This is a genomic window from Cellulomonas sp. P4_B5_2 (assembly GCF_056402235.1).
Genome location: NZ_JBFUHU010000070.1, coordinates 1 through 18639 on the forward strand (window position 1 = coordinate 1; position 18639 = coordinate 18639).

General features: G+C 72.3%; 18 protein-coding genes. 11 read left to right on the plus strand and 7 right to left on the minus strand.

Annotation, left to right across the window (positions count from 1 at the left end; all coding sequences use genetic code 11):
• On the plus strand, positions 1-403 hold a 403-nt coding region (locus AC1DUQ_RS06950), incomplete at its 5' end, for a cellulose binding domain-containing protein (protein ID WP_477073551.1).
• Positions 404-528: 125 nt separating this feature from the next.
• Here the strand turns inward: AC1DUQ_RS06950 and AC1DUQ_RS06955 are convergent.
• Positions 529-1644, minus strand: coding sequence for an NAD(P)-binding domain-containing protein (locus tag AC1DUQ_RS06955; protein ID WP_477073552.1), 1116 nt, complete (start codon positions 1642-1644; stop codon positions 529-531).
• Positions 1645-1819: 175 nt separating this feature from the next.
• Between AC1DUQ_RS06955 and mshD the strand changes: the two genes are divergently transcribed.
• From mshD to AC1DUQ_RS06970, 3 genes are read left to right on the plus strand one after another with little or no spacing between them, the layout of a single operon-like run.
• The gene (mshD, locus tag AC1DUQ_RS06960; RefSeq protein ID WP_477061206.1) at positions 1820-2791 is read left to right on the plus strand and encodes a mycothiol synthase; all 972 of its coding nucleotides are present in this window, start codon (positions 1820-1822) and stop codon (positions 2789-2791) included.
• Positions 2788-5025, plus strand: coding sequence for an RNA degradosome polyphosphate kinase (locus tag AC1DUQ_RS06965; protein WP_477061205.1), 2238 nt, complete (start codon positions 2788-2790; stop codon positions 5023-5025). Before mshD ends, AC1DUQ_RS06965 begins: the two co-directional genes overlap by 4 nt.
• Complete coding sequence (locus AC1DUQ_RS06970) at positions 5022-5999, plus strand: NUDIX hydrolase (RefSeq protein WP_477073553.1); 978 nt, start codon at positions 5022-5024, stop codon at positions 5997-5999. Before AC1DUQ_RS06965 ends, AC1DUQ_RS06970 begins: the two co-directional genes overlap by 4 nt.
• Before the next feature lie 47 nt (positions 6000-6046).
• Here AC1DUQ_RS06970 and AC1DUQ_RS06975 read toward each other — a convergent pair whose 3' ends face one another.
• From AC1DUQ_RS06975 to AC1DUQ_RS06985, 3 genes are all read right to left on the minus strand, one after another.
• Positions 6047-7051, minus strand: a complete 1005-nt coding sequence (locus tag AC1DUQ_RS06975; RefSeq protein WP_477061203.1) for an inorganic phosphate transporter — start codon at positions 7049-7051, stop codon at positions 6047-6049.
• 5 nt (positions 7052-7056) lie between these two features.
• Positions 7057-7677: a DUF47 domain-containing protein gene (locus tag AC1DUQ_RS06980; protein ID WP_477073554.1), complete on the minus strand. Its 621-nt coding sequence runs from the start codon at positions 7675-7677 to the stop codon at positions 7057-7059.
• A gap of 369 nt (positions 7678-8046) precedes the next feature.
• A complete protein-coding gene (locus AC1DUQ_RS06985; protein ID WP_421743740.1) occupies positions 8047-8646 on the minus strand; it encodes a hypothetical protein in 600 nt (199 codons plus the stop codon).
• A gap of 177 nt (positions 8647-8823) precedes the next feature.
• On the opposite strand from AC1DUQ_RS06985, the gene AC1DUQ_RS06990 reads away from it, so the two are divergent.
• The 3 genes from AC1DUQ_RS06990 to AC1DUQ_RS07000 all read left to right on the plus strand — a co-directional run bounded on the left by AC1DUQ_RS06990 (position 8824) and on the right by AC1DUQ_RS07000 (position 12641).
• A complete protein-coding gene (locus AC1DUQ_RS06990) occupies positions 8824-10311 on the plus strand; it encodes a sugar porter family MFS transporter (RefSeq protein ID WP_477061202.1) in 1488 nt (495 codons plus the stop codon).
• 129 nt (positions 10312-10440) lie between these two features.
• Positions 10441-10923: a MarR family winged helix-turn-helix transcriptional regulator gene (locus AC1DUQ_RS06995; protein ID WP_477061201.1), complete on the plus strand. Its 483-nt coding sequence runs from the start codon at positions 10441-10443 to the stop codon at positions 10921-10923.
• 62 nt (positions 10924-10985) lie between these two features.
• A complete protein-coding gene (locus tag AC1DUQ_RS07000) occupies positions 10986-12641 on the plus strand; it encodes an MDR family MFS transporter (protein ID WP_477061200.1) in 1656 nt (551 codons plus the stop codon).
• Positions 12642-12694: 53 nt separating this feature from the next.
• Here the strand turns inward: AC1DUQ_RS07000 and AC1DUQ_RS07005 are convergent, their stop codons facing one another.
• The 3 genes from AC1DUQ_RS07005 to msrB form a co-directional block, all read right to left on the minus strand.
• Positions 12695-13144 carry a MarR family winged helix-turn-helix transcriptional regulator gene (locus AC1DUQ_RS07005; RefSeq protein ID WP_477061199.1) on the minus strand — a complete coding sequence of 150 codons (450 nt, stop codon included), beginning with the start codon at positions 13142-13144 and terminating at the stop codon, positions 12695-12697.
• Positions 13145-13269: 125 nt separating this feature from the next.
• The gene (locus AC1DUQ_RS07010; protein WP_477061198.1) at positions 13270-14052 is read right to left on the minus strand and encodes a nuclease-related domain-containing protein; all 783 of its coding nucleotides are present in this window, start codon (positions 14050-14052) and stop codon (positions 13270-13272) included.
• A gap of 124 nt (positions 14053-14176) precedes the next feature.
• Positions 14177-14578: a peptide-methionine (R)-S-oxide reductase MsrB gene (gene msrB, locus AC1DUQ_RS07015; protein ID WP_477073555.1), complete on the minus strand. Its 402-nt coding sequence runs from the start codon at positions 14576-14578 to the stop codon at positions 14177-14179.
• Positions 14579-14821: 243 nt separating this feature from the next.
• Between msrB and AC1DUQ_RS07020 the strand changes: the two genes are divergently transcribed.
• The 4 genes from AC1DUQ_RS07020 to AC1DUQ_RS07035 all read left to right on the plus strand — a co-directional run bounded on the left by AC1DUQ_RS07020 (position 14822) and on the right by AC1DUQ_RS07035 (position 18617).
• On the plus strand, positions 14822-16888 hold the full coding sequence (locus tag AC1DUQ_RS07020; RefSeq protein WP_477061196.1) for a putative bifunctional diguanylate cyclase/phosphodiesterase: 2067 nt from the start codon (positions 14822-14824) through the stop codon (positions 16886-16888).
• Positions 16889-16967: 79 nt separating this feature from the next.
• On the plus strand, positions 16968-17678 hold the full coding sequence (locus tag AC1DUQ_RS07025) for a hypothetical protein (protein ID WP_477061195.1): 711 nt from the start codon (positions 16968-16970) through the stop codon (positions 17676-17678).
• 65 nt (positions 17679-17743) lie between these two features.
• Positions 17744-18418: a signal peptidase I gene (locus AC1DUQ_RS07030; RefSeq protein ID WP_477061194.1), complete on the plus strand. Its 675-nt coding sequence runs from the start codon at positions 17744-17746 to the stop codon at positions 18416-18418.
• On the plus strand, positions 18399-18617 hold the full coding sequence (locus AC1DUQ_RS07035; protein WP_477061193.1) for a hypothetical protein: 219 nt from the start codon (positions 18399-18401) through the stop codon (positions 18615-18617). Before AC1DUQ_RS07030 ends, AC1DUQ_RS07035 begins: the two co-directional genes overlap by 20 nt.
• Positions 18618-18639: the final 22 nt, after the last annotated feature.

Genomic DNA, 18639 nt, shown 5'->3' on the forward strand with positions numbered 1-18639 from the left:
GGCCCCCACCACGCCCGCGCCGACGACCCCCGCGCCGACGACCCCGGCACCGACCACGCCCGCACCCACGACACCGGCACCGACCACCCCGGCCCCGACCGGCAAGACGTGCTCCGCGGCCCTCGTGGTCAGCAACACCTGGCCCGGTGGCTACCAGGCGGCCGTCACCGTCAAGGCCGGCACCGCGATGATCAGCAGCTGGAAGACGGCGTTCTCGCTGCCCGCCGGCGGCACCGTGCAGAGCGGCTGGTCCGGGACGTACGCGCAGTCAGGCACCGCGCTGACCGTGTCGAACGCCGCGTGGAACGGGCTCCTCGGCGCCGGCTCGAGCACCACGTACGGCTTCGTGGGTGCCGGCACCGCGCCGAGCACCTCGACCCCGGTGAGCTGCACGGCCGGCTGAGGTCCCAGGACGGCGGAGGGCCGGGTCGTCGTCGCGACCAGGCCCTTCGCCGTCCGCGACCACCGCGGCCGCATCATCGACGCCCCGACGCACACCGACCCGAGTGCCCAGATCGATCACTCCTGCTAGACCCAGAGGCTCCGGAGGTTGCGCACGGCCTCACGGCCGGCCCGGTTGGCGCCGACCGTGGACGCGCTCGGGCCGTAGCCGACCAGCTGGATCCGGGGGTCGGCCGCCACCTCCGTGCCGTCCATGACGATCCCGCCGCCGGGGGCGCGCAGGCCGAGCGGGGCCAGGTGATCGAGCGAGGCGCGGAACCCGGTGCACCAGAGCAGGGTGCGCGCCTGGACCACGGCCGGTCCGCCCACCCAACCGTCGCCGGGCAGGTCGGGGGCGTCCCACTCCGCGCCGTCGGGGGTGATCCGGTCGAACATGGGCCGCGCGCGTAGGACGCCCGCGGTGATCCCGATCCGGTACTCGGGCGTGAGCGGCAGGCCGGTCACGCTGACGATGCTCTGCGGCGGCAGCCCGGCACGCGTGCGTTCCTCGACCTCCGCCACGGCCTCGCGGCCGACCTCGGGGGTGAACGCCTCGTCGCGCCACTGCGGCGGTCGGCGGGTGACCCAGGTGGTGGTSGTSACGCGGGCCAGCAGGAGCGTGAGCTGCACGGCGGAGGTGCCGCCCCCGATCACGACCACGTGCCCGTCGCCGAGGTCCTCGGGGAGCTGGAAGTCGTGCGAGTGCAGCTGGCGCCCACGGAACCCGCCACGGCCCGGGTACGCGGGCCAGAACGGCTTCTGCCACGTGCCGGACGCGTTGATGAGCCCGCGGGCACGCCAGACGACGGTCTCGWCGGGCCGCTCGATGCTGCGCGACCGCACCAGGAGCCGGTCGCCGTCGGACTCGACGCGCTCCACGCGCACGGGCCGCTGCACGCGCAGCTCGAACGCCTCCTCGTACTGCGCGAAGTAGTACGGCACCGCGAACGCCGCCGGCTCGGTGAGGTCCGGGACCAGCAGGGGCATCCCGGGCAGGTCGTGGACCCCGTGCGCGTCGGCCATGGTCAGGCCGGGCCACCGGTGCTGCCAGGCACCGCCGGCCTGTGGGGCGTCGTCGAGCACCACGAAGGTGGCGGGCGCGGTCTCCCAGCCGGACTCCCCCACGGCCCTCAGTCCGGCGCGACGCAGGTGGTAGGCCGCAGACAGCCCGGCCTGACCGGCCCCGATCACGGCGACGGTCACGTCCACGGGGCTCGCGGCGGCCGACGGCGATCGGCGCGCCCGTCGCGACCGGCGGGTGTCAGGGGTCCCGTCAGCCACGGTCGGGGGGCTCCCAGAGGCATCCATCGCCCGCCAACGTACCCGCTCACCCGCCAGGTACCCCCGTCGCGGGTCCCGGTCGTGGTGGGATGGGCCCATGCTCGACGACGCGTCCGCGCAGGTCATCCTCAGCGCGACGGCCGGTCCGCTGACCACCGCGACCGCCGATGCCGTCCGCGCCCTCGCGGACCGGGCGGCGGCCGTGGACGGTGTCGCACCCCTGTCCGAGCAGCCGCTGCTCTGGCTGACCGAGGCGGAGGCCCCGGTCGTCCACCTGCACGCCACCGGGGTGGACGGCCTGGTCGGGTACGCGCAGCTGGACGTCGGCACGCAGTCCTCGGTGAAGGCCGAGCTGGTGGTGGACCCGGCGCACCGGCGCCGCGGGATCGGCCGCGCGCTCGTGGACCGGGCGCGGGCCGAGGCGTCGGTGGTCCCGGGCCGTGAGCTGCGGGTCTGGGCGCACGGGGACCTCCCGGCCGCGCGGGCGTTCGCGGACGACGCGGACATGCCCGTGGTGCGCGAGCTCTTGCAGATGCGGCTCGACCTGACCGCGCGCCCGCCCAGCACGGCCGGGCTCCCGACGGGGGTCACGGTGCGGGCGTTCGAGCCGGGGCGCGACGAGGATGCGTGGCGCCGCGTGAACTCCCGCGCGTTCGCGTACCACCCGGAGCAGGGCCGGATGACGTCGGCCGACCTGCGCGCCCGGGAGGCGGAGCCCTGGTTCGACCCGGCGGGCTTCCTGCTGGCGGAGCGCGACGGGATCCTGCTGGGCTCGGTGTGGACGAAGGTGCACCCCGCCGGCGAGCACGGACCCGACCCGGTGGGCGAGATCTACGTGGTCGGGGTGGACCCGGACGCGCAGGGGCTGGGCCTGGGGCGCGCCCTGACGGCGCTGGGCCTCGACCACCTGGCGGGCCGCGGCCTGGCGGCGGCGATCCTGTACACCGGCGCGGAGAACACCGTCGCGGTCCACACGTACGAACGTGCGGGCTTCGTCCGGTCCGCGGTCGACGTCATGTTCGGTTCGGATACCCCGAGTTCACCTCCGGGTGTCACGATGGGCGCATGACGGACGCCCCTGCCATCGATCCGGCCCTGGCGGCCCACATCGCCGAGCACATGGCGCAGGCCGAGCTCGACGAGTCCGCCGTGGACCTCGAGCCCCTGCCTGCCGACCGGTTCCTCGACCGCGAGCTCTCGTGGCTGGCGTTCAACCAGCGGGTGCTCGAGCTGGCCGAGGACCAGGACATCCCGCTGCTCGAGCGGGTGCGGTTCCTGGCGATCTTCGCGTCCAACCTCGACGAGTTCTTCATGGTCCGGGTGGCCGGCCTGAAGCGCCGGATCGCCACGGGGATCGCTGTGACCGCCGCGTCGGGCCTCTCGCCGCGGCAGGTCCTCGAGTCCATCAGCGAGGAGGCGCACCGCCTGATGGCCCGCCACGCGGCGGTGTTCGCGGAGCAGGTGCAGCCGGCGCTGGCGCACCAGGGCATCACGCTGGTCCGCTGGGACGAGCTGGGCGAGAGCGAGCAGGACCGTCTGCGCAAGTTCTTCCGGCGCCAGATCTTCCCGGTGCTCACCCCGCTGGCGGTCGACCCCGCGCACCCGTTCCCGTACATCTCGGGGCTGTCGCTCAACCTCGCGGTCGTGGTGACCAACCCCGCGACCGGCAAGGAGCACTTCGCCCGCGTCAAGGTGCCGCCGCTGCTGCCCCGGTTCATCGCGGTCGACGCGGCCGGTCGGCCGAGCGCCCCCGACGTCCAGGCGGCGTCGCCCGAGAAGGGCCCGATGTCGTTCGTCCCGGTCGAGGACGTCATCTCCGAGCACCTCGAGCAGCTGTTCCCCGGCATGGTCGTCCAGGAGCACCACACGTTCCGGGTCACCCGCAACGAGGACGTGGAGGTCGAGGAGGACGACGCCGAGAACCTCCTCAAGGCCATGGAGAAGGAGCTGCTGCGCCGACGCTTCGGGCCACCCGTGCGCCTGGAGATCGCCGACGGCATCAGCCCGCGCATCCGCAACCTGCTCATCCGCGAGCTCGACGTGGCCGAGGACGAGGTGTACCAGCTGCCGGCCCCGCTGGACGCGACCGGCCTCAACCTCATCGCCGACCTGGACCGGGCCTCCCTGCAGTTCCCCCGGTTCATCGCGTCCACGCCCCGGCAGCTGGCCGAGGTGGAGAGCGCGACGCCGGCGGACATGTTCGCCAAGATCCGCGAGCGCGACATCCTCCTGCACCACCCGTACGACTCGTTCTCCACCTCGGTGCAGGTGTTCCTGCAGCAGGCCGCGGCCGACCCGCAGGTGCTCGCCATCAAGCAGACCCTCTACCGGACGTCGGGCGACTCCCCCATCGTCGACGCCCTGATCGACGCCGCCGAGGCSGGCAAGCAGGTGCTSGCCCTGGTCGAGATCAAGGCGCGSTTCGACGAGCAGAACAACATCTCCTGGGCCCGCAAGCTCGAGCAGGCCGGCGTGCACGTGGTGTACGGCATCGTCGGCCTGAAGACGCACTGCAAGCTGTCCCTGGTGGTGCGCCAGGAGTCCGACGGGCTGCGCCGCTACTGCCACATCGGCACCGGCAACTACAACCCGAAGACCGCGCGGCTGTACACCGACCACGGGCTGCTGACCAGCGACCCGGAGGTGGGCCAGGACCTCACGCGCCTGTTCAACCAGCTGTCGGGGTACGCCCCGAAGTCGCGGTTCCACCGGCTGCTCGTCGCCCCCCGCTCGGTGCGGGCCGGCCTCATCGAGCGCATCGACCGCGAGGCCGCCGCCGCGCGCACCGGCCAGCCGGCGTGGATCAAGATCAAGGTCAACTCGATGGTCGACGAGGCCACGATCGACGCGCTCTACCGCGCCTCGCAGGCCGGCGTCCCCGTCGACATGGTGGTCCGAGGCATCTGCGCGCTGCGGCCAGGCGTCCCCGGCCTGTCGGAGAACATCCGCGTGCGCTCCATCCTCGGGCGGTTCCTGGAGCACTCCCGGATCTTCGCGTTCGCCAGCGCCACGCCCCCGGCCGACGCCACCTTCGACGGACCCGAGGTCTACATCGGCTCCGCGGACCTCATGCACCGCAACCTCGACCGGCGCGTGGAGGCCCTGGTCCGCATCGCCGACCCCGACCAGGTCAGCGAGCTCATCGAGCTCATGGACGAGTCCACCGACGACGGCACCTCCTCGTGGCACCTCGACCAGGACGGCACGTGGACCCGGCACCACCTCGGTCCGGACGGACCACTCATGGACCTGCAGGCCGCGCTGATCTACCGGCAACGGCGCCGGCCGGGCACCGGGCGGTGAGCCCCGTCCAGGCACCGGCCGTCGTCGAGGCGGYCGGCGCCCTCGTCTGGCGCGTGCGCCTCGGCCGGCTCCAGGTCGCTCTGGTGCACCGGCCCCGGTACGACGACTGGTCGTGGCCGAAGGGGAAGGTGGACCCGGGCGAGACGATCCTCGCGGCGGCGACCCGCGAGGTGGCCGAGGAGACCGGTCACGACGTCGTGCTCGGCATCCCGCTGCCCGGCCTCGAGTACCCCCTGTCCGACGGCCGCCTCAAGCGCGTGCACTACTGGGCCGCCCAGGTGGCCGGCCGGCCCGACGCGGCCGCGCTGCGAGCCCGCCCACCCGTGCCGCCCGCGTCGACCAAGGAGATCGACCAGCTCCGGTGGTGCGACGTCGCCGCCGCGTCCAAGCGCCTCACCCGCGACGACGACCAGGAGCCCCTGGCCGAGCTGGTCGAGGCCTACGACAAGGGCCGGCTGGACACCCGCGCCCTGGTGGTCGCGCGGCACGGCACGGCACGGCGACGCGCGGACTGGAAGGGCACGGAGCTGGACCGTCCCCTCACGCCCGAGGGTCAGCGGCAGGCGCGTGCGCTGGTGTCGGTGCTGTCCACGTTCGGCGTCGGGAAGGTGGTCACGAGCGCGTGGGCGCGGTGCGTCAGCACGATCGCGCCGTACGCCGCCGCGGCGCAGCTCACCCCTGAGGTCTCGTCGATCCTCACCGAGGCGCAGCACTCGACCTCCCCGGCCCGGGTCGCCGCGGAGGTGCTCACGCTCCTGGAGCTCGGCGGGGACGCCGTCCTGTGCACGCACCGGCCGGTGCTGCCGACCGTGGTCGACGTGCTGGCCCAGCACGCCCGACGCCCGGTCGCCGACGCCCTTCCGCGGGCCGACCCGTTCCTGCACCCGGCCCAGGTGCTGGTCGCCCACGTGGCCCAGACGCCCAAGGGTCCACGGGTGGTCGCCACCGAGACGCACCGGCCGCACGAGCTCTAGCCTCGCCCGTGTGCCGGAACCACGCGAGGCGCGGCCTGATCGGGCGCTCAGGTGAGGATCGGGTTGAGGATCCAGTAGACGCAGGCGGCCACGAGCGCGGCCATGGGGATGGTCAGCACCCACGCGACGCCGATGTTCCCGGCGACGCCCCAGCGGACCGCCGAGAGCCGCTTGGTGGCGCCGACTCCCATGATCGCGGACGTGATCGTGTGGGTGGTCGAGATGGGCGCGTGCAGCCAGTAGGCGCTGGCGTAGAGCACGGAGGCGGCCACGGACTCGGCGACGAAGCCGCGGGCCGGGTCCAGCTCGATGACCTTGCGGCCGAGGGTGCGCATGATGCGCCAGCCGCCCGAGTACGTACCGAGCGAGATCGCGGAGGCCGCCGACAGCTTGACCCAGAGCGGGATGCTGTCACCCTGCGTGTAGAAGCCGCCGGCGATGAGGGCGAGCATGATGACGCCCATCGTCTTCTGCGCGTCCTGCAGGCCGTGCCCGAGCGCCATCGCGGCCGCCGACGCGGTCTGCGCCAGCCGGAAGCGGCGCATGGTGCGGGCGGGCGCGGAGTTCCGCACGAGCCACAGCACGCCCACCATCAGCGCGAACGCCAGGGAGAACCCGACGACGGGCGACAGGATCATCGGGATCACGACCTTGTCCAGGATCGCGCTCCAATACACCGTGACATGGGCGGCGATGCCGGCGCCGGTCAGCCCACCGATGAGGGCGTGGGTGGACGACGACGGCAGACCGAGGCGCCAGGTGATGAGGTTCCACGTGATGGCGCCGATCAGCCCGGACAGGACGATGATCAGCGCCTCCTGGGAGCTGACGCTCGAGATGCTGATGATGTCCTCGGCGATGGTCGTCGCCACCTGCGTGCCCAGCAGGGCGCCGACGAGGTTGAAGACGGCCGCCATGATGAGGGCAGCACGGGGCGTCAGGGCCCGGGTCGACACCGAGGTGGCGATCGCGTTGGCCGCGTCGTGGAACCCGTTGGTGTAGTCGAATCCGAGCGCGAACGCGACGACGACGATGACGAGCGCGAGCTCCACCTGGCTCAGGACTCCTTGAGCGCGATGGTCTCGACGGTGTTCGCCACCTTCTCGAAGGCGTCGGCGGCGTCCTCGAGCTTCTCGACGATCTCCTTGACCTTCATCAGGACGATCGGGTCGGTGACCTCGTCGAACRGCTGCGCGAGCAGCTTGCGGTGGATCTTGTCCGCCTGGTTCTCGAGGCGGTTGACCTCGACCCAGTACTCGGCGAGCGACTCCATCGAGCGCAGGCGGGGCATGGCCTCCGCGGTGAGCTCGGCGGCGCGCTGCAGCACCTGCACCTGGTCGGACACCCGCGCGGGCAGCGCGTCGACCTTGTACAGGACGATGAGGTCCGCGRCCTCCTCCATGAAGTCCATGCAGTCGTCGAGGCTCGACGCGAGGTTGTAGATGTCGTCCCGGTCGAACGGGGTGACGAACGTCTGGTTCAGCCGCCGCATGATCGAGTGGGTCGCGTCGTCGGCTTCGTGCTCGGCCTCGGCGATGCGCTTGCCGATCTCCTTGCGCGTCGGGCGGTCGGCTCCGAGCATCTCGCCGAGGAGGTTGGCTCCTGTGACGAGATGGATCGCCTGGGCGGCGAACAAGTCGAAGAACGTGGTGTCGCGCGGGGTGAGGCGCAGGCGCACAGCGGGCTCCGGAAGACAGGGCGGGAGGGGGGAAAGCCAGGGAGGAAGGGCGGGATCAGGCTAGGACACGCTGGGTCGATTGCCTAACGCACGCCATCGTGCGCATGGACGCCTGGTGACAGCCAGGTGGCGCCTGTGGGTCCGCCCTGAACCCTCGGAGAGGGTGTGCGACGCCGGACCGCGGAGCGCCTCTCGGCGCGTGGCCGCTCGAAGCGGCTTGAGATGGAGCCCGGGGCTACCGCGGCCCGACGTCGCCGCTCATCGTACGCCCGCTCCCGGGTCGAGACGTGGGACCTCGGGTGCCGCAGACGGGCGACCGGTGCGCTACCTGCGGGTTCACCCGTGGCCGATCCGCGGGCGTGGGCGACGTCACTCCAGCCGACCCGCCCGCCACAGCGACGCGGCGTGCTCCAGCTCCTCGGCGGTGCGCACGAGCGAGGCGGCGCCGCGGGTCAGCCGGACGGCCCCGGTGGGGTCGATGTCGTCTAGGTGGTCGGCGTCGAACGCGGCACCCGTGGCGAGCACCCGGCAGAACGCGGCCGCTCGCTCGAGCGCGACGTCCAGCTCGCCCGTGTAGACCCCCGACAGGACCGCGTCGGCGACCACCCGGACGTCGGCAGGCCCGGGGGCGTCCGCGACGCCGGCCACCGCGTCGTGCACCGGCGCGGCCGCGACGCCGAGCCGGTACCGGTCGGCGACGGTCGCAGGATCGCGCCGGACCCACTCCCGCAGCAGGTACAAGCGCCATAGGGCGCCGGGGAGGCTGTCGGCCTGGCTCTCGGACCACAGGGCCGCGACGACGTCGAGCCCCTCCCGCTCGACGAGCGACACGAGCCGGGCCACGACCTCGGGGTCGGTGTTCGCGCGCCCCTGGTGCACCAGGGCGGCCGCGGTGGTGTGCGCCGCCTCGTTGCGCAGCGCGGGGTCGTACCCGCCGGGGAGCTCCTCGGCCTGCGCGGGATCGAGCATGGCGGGTCGACGAGGGCGCTTCGCCCCTCCACCGCCTGTCCCGTCCATCGGACGATCTTGCACCGGACCGCGGGCCGCAGCCAGCAGGCACGCCTCCGAGGTGCGCGCTCACCGGGTGAGGTCCAAGGTGGGGATGACTCCCCGGGAGCGGCCCGGGGGCGCCACGGAGGTACCGACATGTCCCACGCGTCAGGGTCGCCGCAGGGGGCGACGGGCGGTTCGGCCGTACCGCCGCACCCGTACAAGAACAAGGCCATCGGGCTCGCGGTCGCCGCCGCGGTCGGTGGCTTTCTCTTCGGCTTCGACAGCTCGGTCATCAATGGCGCGGTCAACGCGATCGAGGGCGAGTTCGACATCGACCCTGCCGTCACGGGCATCGTCGTCGCCATCGCGCTCCTGGGCTGCGCGTTCGGCGCGTGGCTGGGCGGCAAGCTGGCCGACCGGTGGGGCCGCACCCGGGTGATGTTCCTCGGCGCGGTCCTGTTCTTCGTGTCCTCGATCCTGTCCGGCATCGCGTTCAGCGCGTGGGACCTGGTCCTGTGGCGCGTGATGGCGGGCATCGGCATCGGCATCGCGTCCGTGATCGCGCCGGCCTACATCGCGGAGATCGCCCCGGCGGCGATGCGCGGCCGGCTGGGCTCGCTGCAGCAGCTCGCGATCACGCTCGGTATCTTCGCGGCGCTCCTCTCCGACCAGCTGCTGGCGACGTCCGCGGGCGGTGCGGCCGAGGACCTGTGGTTCGGGCTCGAGGCGTGGCGCTGGATGTTCATCGTCGCGGTGATCCCCGCCGCGGTGTACGGCATCCTCGCCCTGCGGATCCCCGAGTCGCCGCGCTACCTCATCGCCACCGGCAAGCGCGAGGAGGCCAAGGCAGTGCTGGCCACGACGCTGGCCGAGGGCGACGACGTCGAGGCCCACGTCGCCCAGATCGAGAAGACGATCGAGACCGACAAGAAGCTGGAGTCCCAGGCGAGCCTCAAGGGCCCGCGCTTCGGTCTCCTGCCGGTGGTGTGGATCGGCATCCTGCTGTCGGTGTTCCAGCAGTTCGTCGGGATCAACGTGATCTTCTACTACTCGACCACCCTGTGGCAGGCGGTCGGGTTCGAGGAGAGCCAGTCGTTCATGGTCTCGACGATCACGTCGATCACCAACGTGCTGGTGACGTTCATCGCGATCGCGCTCATCGACAAGGTCGGGCGCCGGCCGCTGCTGCTCACCGGGTCCGCAGGCATGGCGGTGACGCTCGGCATCATGGCGCTGGCGTTCACGCAGTCGTCGGGGTCCGGCGAGGACGTCACGCTCGACGGCTCGTGGGGCGTCATCGCCCTGATCGCCGCCAACCTGTTCGTCGTCTTCTTCGGTGCCACGTGGGGTCCGCTGGTGTGGGTCCTGCTCGGGGAGATGTTCCCCAACCGCATCCGTGCCGCGGCTCTCGGTGTGGCCGCGGCTGCGCAGTGGATCGCGAACTTCCTGATCACGGTGTCGTTCCCGCCCATGCTGGCGGCGTTCGGCGCGTCGATCCCCTACCTGATGTACGCGATCTTCGCGGCGCTCTCGTTCTTCTTCACGCTCTGGAAGGTGCCCGAGACCAAGGGCATCGAGCTCGAGGACATGGAGGGCGTCAAGGTGGACCGGAGTCGTCGGGGCACCTCCACGCCGGCCTGACGCACGACCCACCGCGCGCGGCCGGGCCCCTCCACGGGCCCGGCCGCGTCGTCGTGGAATAACCTCAACCTTCGGTTGCTTGAAGCAATTATCTATCGTATGGTTGCATCAAGCAACAAAAGGAGCTCCATGCCGTCCGCCCAGCCCGAGACGCCCCCGCAGACGCTGCTGCGGTCGGTCGAGGCCTTCAACCGCGCGCTGCGCGAGTCGTCCCTGGGGGTGGCGCGCGACATCGGGTGCTCCAAGGGCACCCTCGCGATCGTCCGGATCCTGCAGCACCGCGGCACCCTCCAGGTGAGCGACCTCGCGCACATCCTGCGCGTCGACATCTCGGTGGCCAGCCGCCAGGTGAGCCAGCTGGTCGACGACGGCCTGGTCGAGCGCGCGGTCGCGGACGACGACCGCCGCGCCCGCACGATCCAGCTCTCCCCCGCCGGGCGCTCGCTCGCGGTGGAGATCGCGGCCGCACTCGGCCGGCGCGCCGCCGAGGTGTTCGCCGACTGGTCGCTCGACGAGCTGCTCGACGCCGCCGCCACCCTGGACCGGCTCGGCGAGTCCGTCTCCCGCTTCGCGGTCCCCATGGACACCGCGGGCGTCCTCACCTCCGCCTGAACCACCCTCCCGACCTGCCGCCGCCGCCGGGTCTCCCTGCCAGCACCCACGAGAGCGAGACCATGTCCAGCACCACCCCCACGCCCACCAGCACCGCCGAGATCGCCCCGAAGATGACCCACCGCGAGGTCCTCGAGGCCCTCTCGGGCATCCTGCTCGGGATGTTCGTCTCGATCCTGGCGACGAGCGTCGTGTCCTCGTCGCTGCCGCGGATCATCTCCGACCTCGACGGCACGCAGTCCGCCTTCACCTGGGTGGTCACCGCCACCCTGCTCACCACCACCATCTCCACCCCGATCTGGGGCAAGCTGGCCGACCTCGTCGACCGCAAGCTGCTCATCCAGCTCGCGCTGGCGATCTCGGTGCTCTCCTCCGCCCTCGCCGGGTTCTCGCACGACACCGGCATGCTCATCGGCATGCGCGCCCTGCAGGGCATCGGCGCCGGCGGCCTCACCGCGCTCGGCACGGTCCTCATCGCCGACATCATCAGCCCGCGCGAGCGCGGCAAGTACATGGGCCTCATGGGCGCCGTGATGGGCATCGGCATGGTCGGCGGCCCGCTGCTCGGCGGCGTCATCACCGACAGCGCCGGCTGGCGCTGGAACTTCTTCCTCGGCCTGCCGTTCGCCGTCGCCGCGATCATCGTGCTCCAGCGGACCCTGCACCTGCCCGCCCGCAAGTCGCGCCAGGTGAAGATCGACTACGCCGGTGCCACGCTCCTGTCGATCGGCATCGCGACCCTGCTCCTGTGGATCACGTTCGCCGGCACCTCGTTCGACTGGGCCTCCTGGCAGACCGCCGCCATGCTCGGCGCCTCGCTGCTCGCCCTCGCGCTCGCCGTGTGGGTCGAGTCCCGCGCCGCCGAGCCGATCATCCCGCTGCACCTGTTCACGAACCGGACGCTGGTCCTCGCCGTCGTCGCCAGCATCGCGGTCGGCGTCGCCATGTTCGGCACGACCGTGTTCCTCAGCCAGTACATGCAGCTGGCCCGCGGCAAGACCCCGACCGAGTCGGGCCTGCTCACCATCCCGATGATCGTCGGCCTGCTGGTCTCCTCGACGATCTCCGGGCAGATCATCAGCCGCACCGGCAAGTACAAGAAGTTCATGATCGCCGGCGCCGTCCTGCTCACCACGGGCACCGGCCTCATGGGCACCATCCACTTCGACACGAGCTTCACGCTGGTCTCGCTGTACCTGGTCATCATCGGCGCGGGCGTCGGCATGCTCATGCAGAACCTCGTGCTCGCCGTGCAGAACACCCTCGACGTCCGGGAGGTCGGCTCCGGCACCTCGACCGTCGCGTTCTTCCGCACCCTCGGCGGCGCGCTCGGCGTGTCCGCGCTGGGCGTCGTGCTCTCCCACCGGGTCACGGACCTGATGGCCAAGGGTCTCGTGGCGATCGGCATCGACCCGACCGCGATGGGCTCCGACGGTGCGATCCCCGACCTGTCGACGCTCCCGGAGAACATCCGGATGGTCGTCGAGCAGGCGTTCGGCAACGGGGTCGCGGACCTGTTCCTCGTGGCCACGCCCGTCGCGCTGATCTCGCTGATCGCCGTCCTGTTCCTCAAGGAGGTGCCGCTGGGCAACCGCTCGGGCATCGAGCAGCTCCTGGAGCAGGAGGCCGCGATGCTCGCTCCGGCCACGTCCGAGGCGGCAGTCGACGCCGAGCTGGAGACGCTGACCGACGAGCAGCGGGTCGCGGCGCGCGACTGACCGCGGACACGGACGCGCCCCTCGGTCTCGGACCGGGGGGCGCGTCCGTGTTGTCAGTGCGTGCGGCGGGCGGCTGCGAGGTCCGAGTTGAGCCGGCCGAGCTGGGTGGCCAGCGCCGCGACGTCGGCCTCGCCCCACCCGGTCAGCGCCTGGCGCAGGAACGTCCGCCGGGCCTGCTGGGCGCTCTCGAAGCGGCGCTGACCCTCGTCGGTGAGCTCGAGGAGCTGACCCCGGTAGTCGTCCGGATCGGGCCGCCGGGACACCAGCCCGAGGGCGCCGAGGCGGGCGAGCTGGCGGGACATGGTGCCTCGCCCGACGCCGATGTTCATGGCGAGATCGCTCGCCCGCACCCCGGGCGACGCGGCGATGAGTGCCAGGAGCGAGTAGGCGGCGGGCTCGAGGTCGGGATGGACGTCTCGCGAGATCGCTGCCGAGGACGCCTGCGCGCGGCGCAGGAGGAGGCCGAGCTCTCGCTCGAGCTGGCGGAACTGTTCGTCGACCACGGGGACATCCTGGCGGCAAAAGCACGGAGGGCGCTGCATCACCACCCGGGGGGGTGGGAGCGTTTCAGCAGATCACCGCAGCCATGGGGTGTCAACACCCAGGCCCTGCCACCGGGAGGGCGCAGTCAGTGCGACCAGGTCGACCGCTGGCGGGCGACGTGAGCGATCGCCGCGATGCGCGCCGGGTCGAGCCGCACCGGCATGGCGCGGAAGACGGCCTGGACGTCCTGGCGTGCGATGGCGAACGCGTCGTGCCCCGGCTGGACCGTGCGCACCTCGAGGTCGCCGTGCACCACCACGACACCGCGGACGGTGATCGCCGCGCACGCGGCCGCCAGGAGCGCGCCCTGCACGCGGGTGGCCTCGAGCCGCGCGTCGCGCAGGTACGACATGGACCGGCCGTCGACCTCCAGCGTGCGGCCCTCGACGACGACGCGCTGGCCCGGGTGCCGGCGCTCGGCGACGGTGAAGATGCCGGCCGGACCGATGAGGAGGTGCTGGACGAGGCTGCCCTGCCGGCCGAGCGGCACGTCGTGGATGACCTGCCAGCCCTCGTCGCCCAGCCGCTCCAGCCGGGTGCGCACCGAGCTGCCGCGCTCTCCCCGCCGGGCCGCCAGGTCGATCGCGTCCCAGTCCTCGCCGCCGAGCCACGCCTGCAGCGCTGCCTCGTCGACCGGGTGGAGGTTTCCGACGGCGGTGGTCGGCATGCTCAGTGCCAGCTCGGACACGTCGGCGCGCAGGTACGCCTGCGCAGCGCGGCGCAGGCCGCTCTCGAGCAGCGGGTCGTCGACCACGACCTCGCCGGACTGCAGGTCGACCGATCCGACGCGGGCGCCGGACTCCTGCGTGACATAGAGACGGTCGGCGCCGTACCGCCTCCACCGCCGCACCGTCAGAACATCCTCCACGCGTGCATTATCGGCATCCGAGCGCCCGGACTTCACACGTGTCGACCATCTGGACGTCGCCCGTTCGGGGTGTCGGGTCCGGCGCGCCGGAGGACACCCCKAACGAGCCCGTGCGCGGGTGCGCTCAGGCGTCAGCCTCGAAGGTCAGGCTCACCGAGTTCATGCAGAACCGGTCGCCCGTGGGGGTCTGCGGGGCGTCGTCGAACACGTGCCCGAGGTGCGACCCGCACCTCGCGCAGCGCACCTCGGTGCGGACCATGCCGAGGCTCCGGTCGGAGATCAGCTCCACCCGGTCGCCCGCCAGGGGCGAGAAGAAGCTGGGCCAGCCGCAGTGCGAGTCGAACTTGGTGTCGGAGCGGAACAGCTCGTTGCGGCACGCCCGACAGCGGTAGACCCCCGTCCGCTTCTCGTCCAGCAGCTCGCCCGTCCAGGGCCGCTCGGTCCYGGCGCGCCGGAGCACGGCGAACTCCTGCGGCTCCAGCTCCAGGGCCCACTGCTCGTCGGTCTTGGTCACCTCGTACGTCATCGGATCCTCCTGGGGAAGTTGGCGTCCGATGTAACCGCCGAGCGGGGACGGACGTTCCCGACGCGCCGGGGCAATCTCTCTGACCTGGGATGTCGCTGTCGGGCGGACAGAACGCATACTCTCGCCTCAGCGCGGCCCCCTCCCGACCCGCGCTCGCCCCAGCTCACGAGGTCCCGCGTGCCAAGAGCAACCCGCCGTCGCTGGCCGCTGACGCGATCGTTCGCGGTCATCAGCCTCGCGGCCATGGCTGTGCTCGGGCTCGCGCTCGTCGCGGTGACCTGGAGCGTGATGAGCCAGCAGTCGGTGCGGGACGGCATCGCGACCGCGGAGACCGTGACGTCGTACGCCAACGCCACCGTGCCGACCGACTCCTACGTGACGCCCGACGCGCTCACCCCCGAGCAGAAGGACGCCGTGAAGGCCGCGACGGCCGGGTTCGGCGAGCGGTTGGTGGAGCTGCGCCTGTGGGCGCTCGACGGCTCGCTCATCTACAGCTCCGCCGACCAGACCACGACCGGGTTCCCCGACGGCGCCCGGCTCGACCAGGTGACGCAGAAGGACGGCCGGCCGAGCGCCCGCGTGATCACCGACGTGCGCGGCTCCGAGGTCGAGGGCGAGGGCGGGACCGAGCGGCGCGTCCTGGACGTCTACGTGCCGGTGCGTGCGAGCGAGACCGCGGAGCGCGACCCCGCACGGCCGCGCGACGACGTGGTCGGCGCGGCCGAGGTGATGCTCAACCACGACGCCGCCAGCGTGGCCCTCGCCGACGCGGTCCGCACCGTGTCCCTGGTGGTGGCCGTCGGCCTCCTCGCGCTCTGGACGGTCCTGTTCCGGACGGTGTGGACGGCGTCCCGACGGCTGCAGGCGACCGCGCTGGAGAACGCCCGGCTCGCCCTGCTCGACTCGCTCACGGGCCTGCCCAACCGCCGCATGCTCGCCGAGCGTATGCGCCGCACGATCCTCGAGGCGGAGGAGACCGGCTCCCGGGTCGGCCTGATGCTCCTAGACATCGACCGGTTCAAGGACATCAACGACTCGCTCGGCCACGACCGCGGCGACGAGCTGCTCGAGCAGGTCGCGGAGCGGCTGCGGGGAGCGCTGCGGGACGAGGACATCGTGGCGCGGCTCGGTGGCGACGAGTTCGCGATCCTCCTGCCCGACGTGCGCTCGGTGGCCAACGCGGAGCGGCTGGCCCGCCGGGTGCGCGGCCTGTTCGTCCCGCCCTTCATGCTCGGCGAGCTGCCGCTGCACGTGGACACGTCGGTCGGTGTGGCCTGCCTGCCCGACCATGCGACCGACCCGTCGTCGCTGATGCGCACCGCGGACGTGGCGATGTACGCCGCCAAGCACCGCCGCACGGGCGTCTCGGTGTACTCGGCCGACGAGGACGACTCGTCGCCGGCCCGCCTGGTCCTGCTGGGCGACCTGCACCGCGCGCTGACCCCGATGGCGGACGCCCCGCGCGAGCTGCGCATGCACTACCAGCCCAAGATCGAGCTGGCGACGGGCAAGACCGTCGGGCTGGAGGCTCTGATGCGCTGGGTGCACCCGACGCGCGGCGTGCTGCCGCCCACCACGTTCATCCCCCTGGCCGAGCAGTCCGGCCTCATCCACGACGTGACGCGGTACGCCCTCACCGAGTGCGTGACGCAGCTGGCCGCGTGGCGCGTCGCGGGCCGCGCGACCCCGGTGGCGGTGAACCTCTCGGCGCACGACGTGACGACCGCGGCGGTGGTCGACCTCATCGAGTCGCTGCTCGAGGAGCACTCCGTGCCGCCGGACCTGCTCGAGGTCGAGATCACGGAGACCGCGCTCGTCGCCGACCCGTCCCGGGTGGTCCCGGTGCTCGAGCGCTTGGGCGCGCTCGGCATCCGCGTGGCCATCGACGACTTCGGGATCGGCAACACGTCCATCTCCCAGCTGCGGGACCTGCCCGTCGACGAGCTGAAGATCGACCGGCTGTTCGTCGCGGACCTCGGGGTCGACGGACGGGAGGGCTCGGAGGTCGTGGTGCAGGCGATGGTGGACCTGGCGCACTCGTTCGACCTGCGGGTGGTCGCCGAGGGCGTCGAGGACGAGTCCACGGCCGTGATCCTGCGGCGGCTCGGCGTCGACCAGGCCCAGGGCTTCCTCTACTCGCAGGCCGTCCCGCCCGACGACCTCCCGCTGACCCAGTCGGTGCCGCGTCCGCGACGCGGCCGGGGCACGCGCAGCGGGGTCGCGCTTGCGACGACCCCCACCACCAGCACCCGGCGGGCGCGCCCACCGCGACCACCTGGCGCGCCGGGCGCAGACAACTCGATCGGGTGAGTATCGTGCTTTCGTCTCAAGTCGGGCCCCGAGGTGCCGATACAACAGTCTCGACTCTCGCCCCAAGGGGGGTTCCCGCATGATGGACGACCTGCTCCAGGAGATGATCGACCCCGCCCCGGTGCACCACGACGCACCGCGCCGTCGGCGTCTCTGGACCACCGTGGCGATCGTCGGTCTCGCTGCGGTGGGTGCCACGACGCTGACGACGTCCGCCATCTTCACCGACAACGACACCGTGTCGGCCGAGATCCAGAGCGGCACCGTGGACCTGGTCGTCGGCTCGACGACCGCCTTCGCGTTCGCGCCGCAGAACCTGAACCCCGGAGCGACGACCTTCGCACCGCTGCTGGTCTCCAGCACGGGTTCCCTGGAGCTCCGGTACGCGATCTCGTACAGCGCGGTCCCGACTGCCGGACCCGCCGGGAGCCCCGCCGTCGAGGGCACCGACGGCACGACGGCGGTGGCGACGGGTGCCAACCTGGCGAACGTCCTCGAGCTGCGGATGTTCCCGGTCGCCGCGGCCGCCGACTGCAACGCCACCAACACGGCGGGCACACCGCTCAACCTGCCCGGGACGATCACCCCGTGGCCCGCGACGACCACGATCCTGGTGGGCGACCCCGCTCAGCTGTCCCAGACCGGCGACCGGGTGCTCAACGCGGGCAAGCCGAGCGAGTGGCTCTGCGCGCGGGTCGACTTCCCCTCGTCCGCCGGCAACGAGTACCAGGACTCCGGCGTCGAGCTCACCCTGCTCTTCAACGCCGAGCAGACGGCCAACAACACCTGAGCCTGATGGCCCCCTGGTCGGACGGGCAACGAGACGCCCCAACCGTCGACCGACGCGCGCCGCGCGTGATCGGTCGGCGGCGCACTCGTGCCCCGAAGCCCACGTGGCGCCGGCTCCTCGGCGTCGCGCTCTGGACCGTGGTCATCATCTGCGGGGCGGCCTACGCCACCTCGCTGGCGGTGCCGCTGTGGTTCCAGGCGCACGGCCAGCGCCTGCTCATCGTGACGTCGGGCTCCATGGCACCGAAGTTCGACGCGGGTGACGCGGTGGTGCTCCGCGCGATCGCCGACGAGTCGGACCTCAAGGTGGGTCAGGTCATCTCGTTCTGGCCCATCGGCACCACCGACCTGGTCACGCACCGCATCGTGGCGCTGCGCAAGCTGCCCGACCTCCGCCAGGACGAGGCGACGGGCAAGATGGTGCCCAAGCTGAACGCCGCCGGGGAGCAGCTCACCAAGTCGTACGTGGTGACGAAGGGGGACGCCAACGCCGAGCCCGACGTCAACGCGACCCCGATCGGCAGGATCCGCGGCGTGCAGCTCGCGGTGCACAGGGGCTGGGGCTGGGTGCTGCAGTGGGCCGGATCCGCGCAAGGACGCGCGGCGATGCTCGTCCCGCCGCTGGTCGCGCTCGCTACGCTCGAGCTGCTCGCCATCGGCGACGCGCGGCGCGCCCGTCGTGCGAGCCCGGTGCGCACGGACCACATGGACAGGAGGGTCGATGAGCTCCTCCTCGACTGAGCGCGACGACGTCGCCCCTGACCCCCGGTCCTTCTGGTCCGTCGACCGTGCCGGCCTCGTGCGCCTCGGTGTCGCGCTCGCGTTCGCCGTGGCCGCGCTGCTGAGCCCGCTGGTGGGCTCGACGTCGGCGCAGTTCACCGACAGCACCGAGGTGTCGATCACGTTCTCCGTCCCGCCCACCCCGGCGCCGGTCCCCTGACGGCGTCGACCCCGTGCGGGGT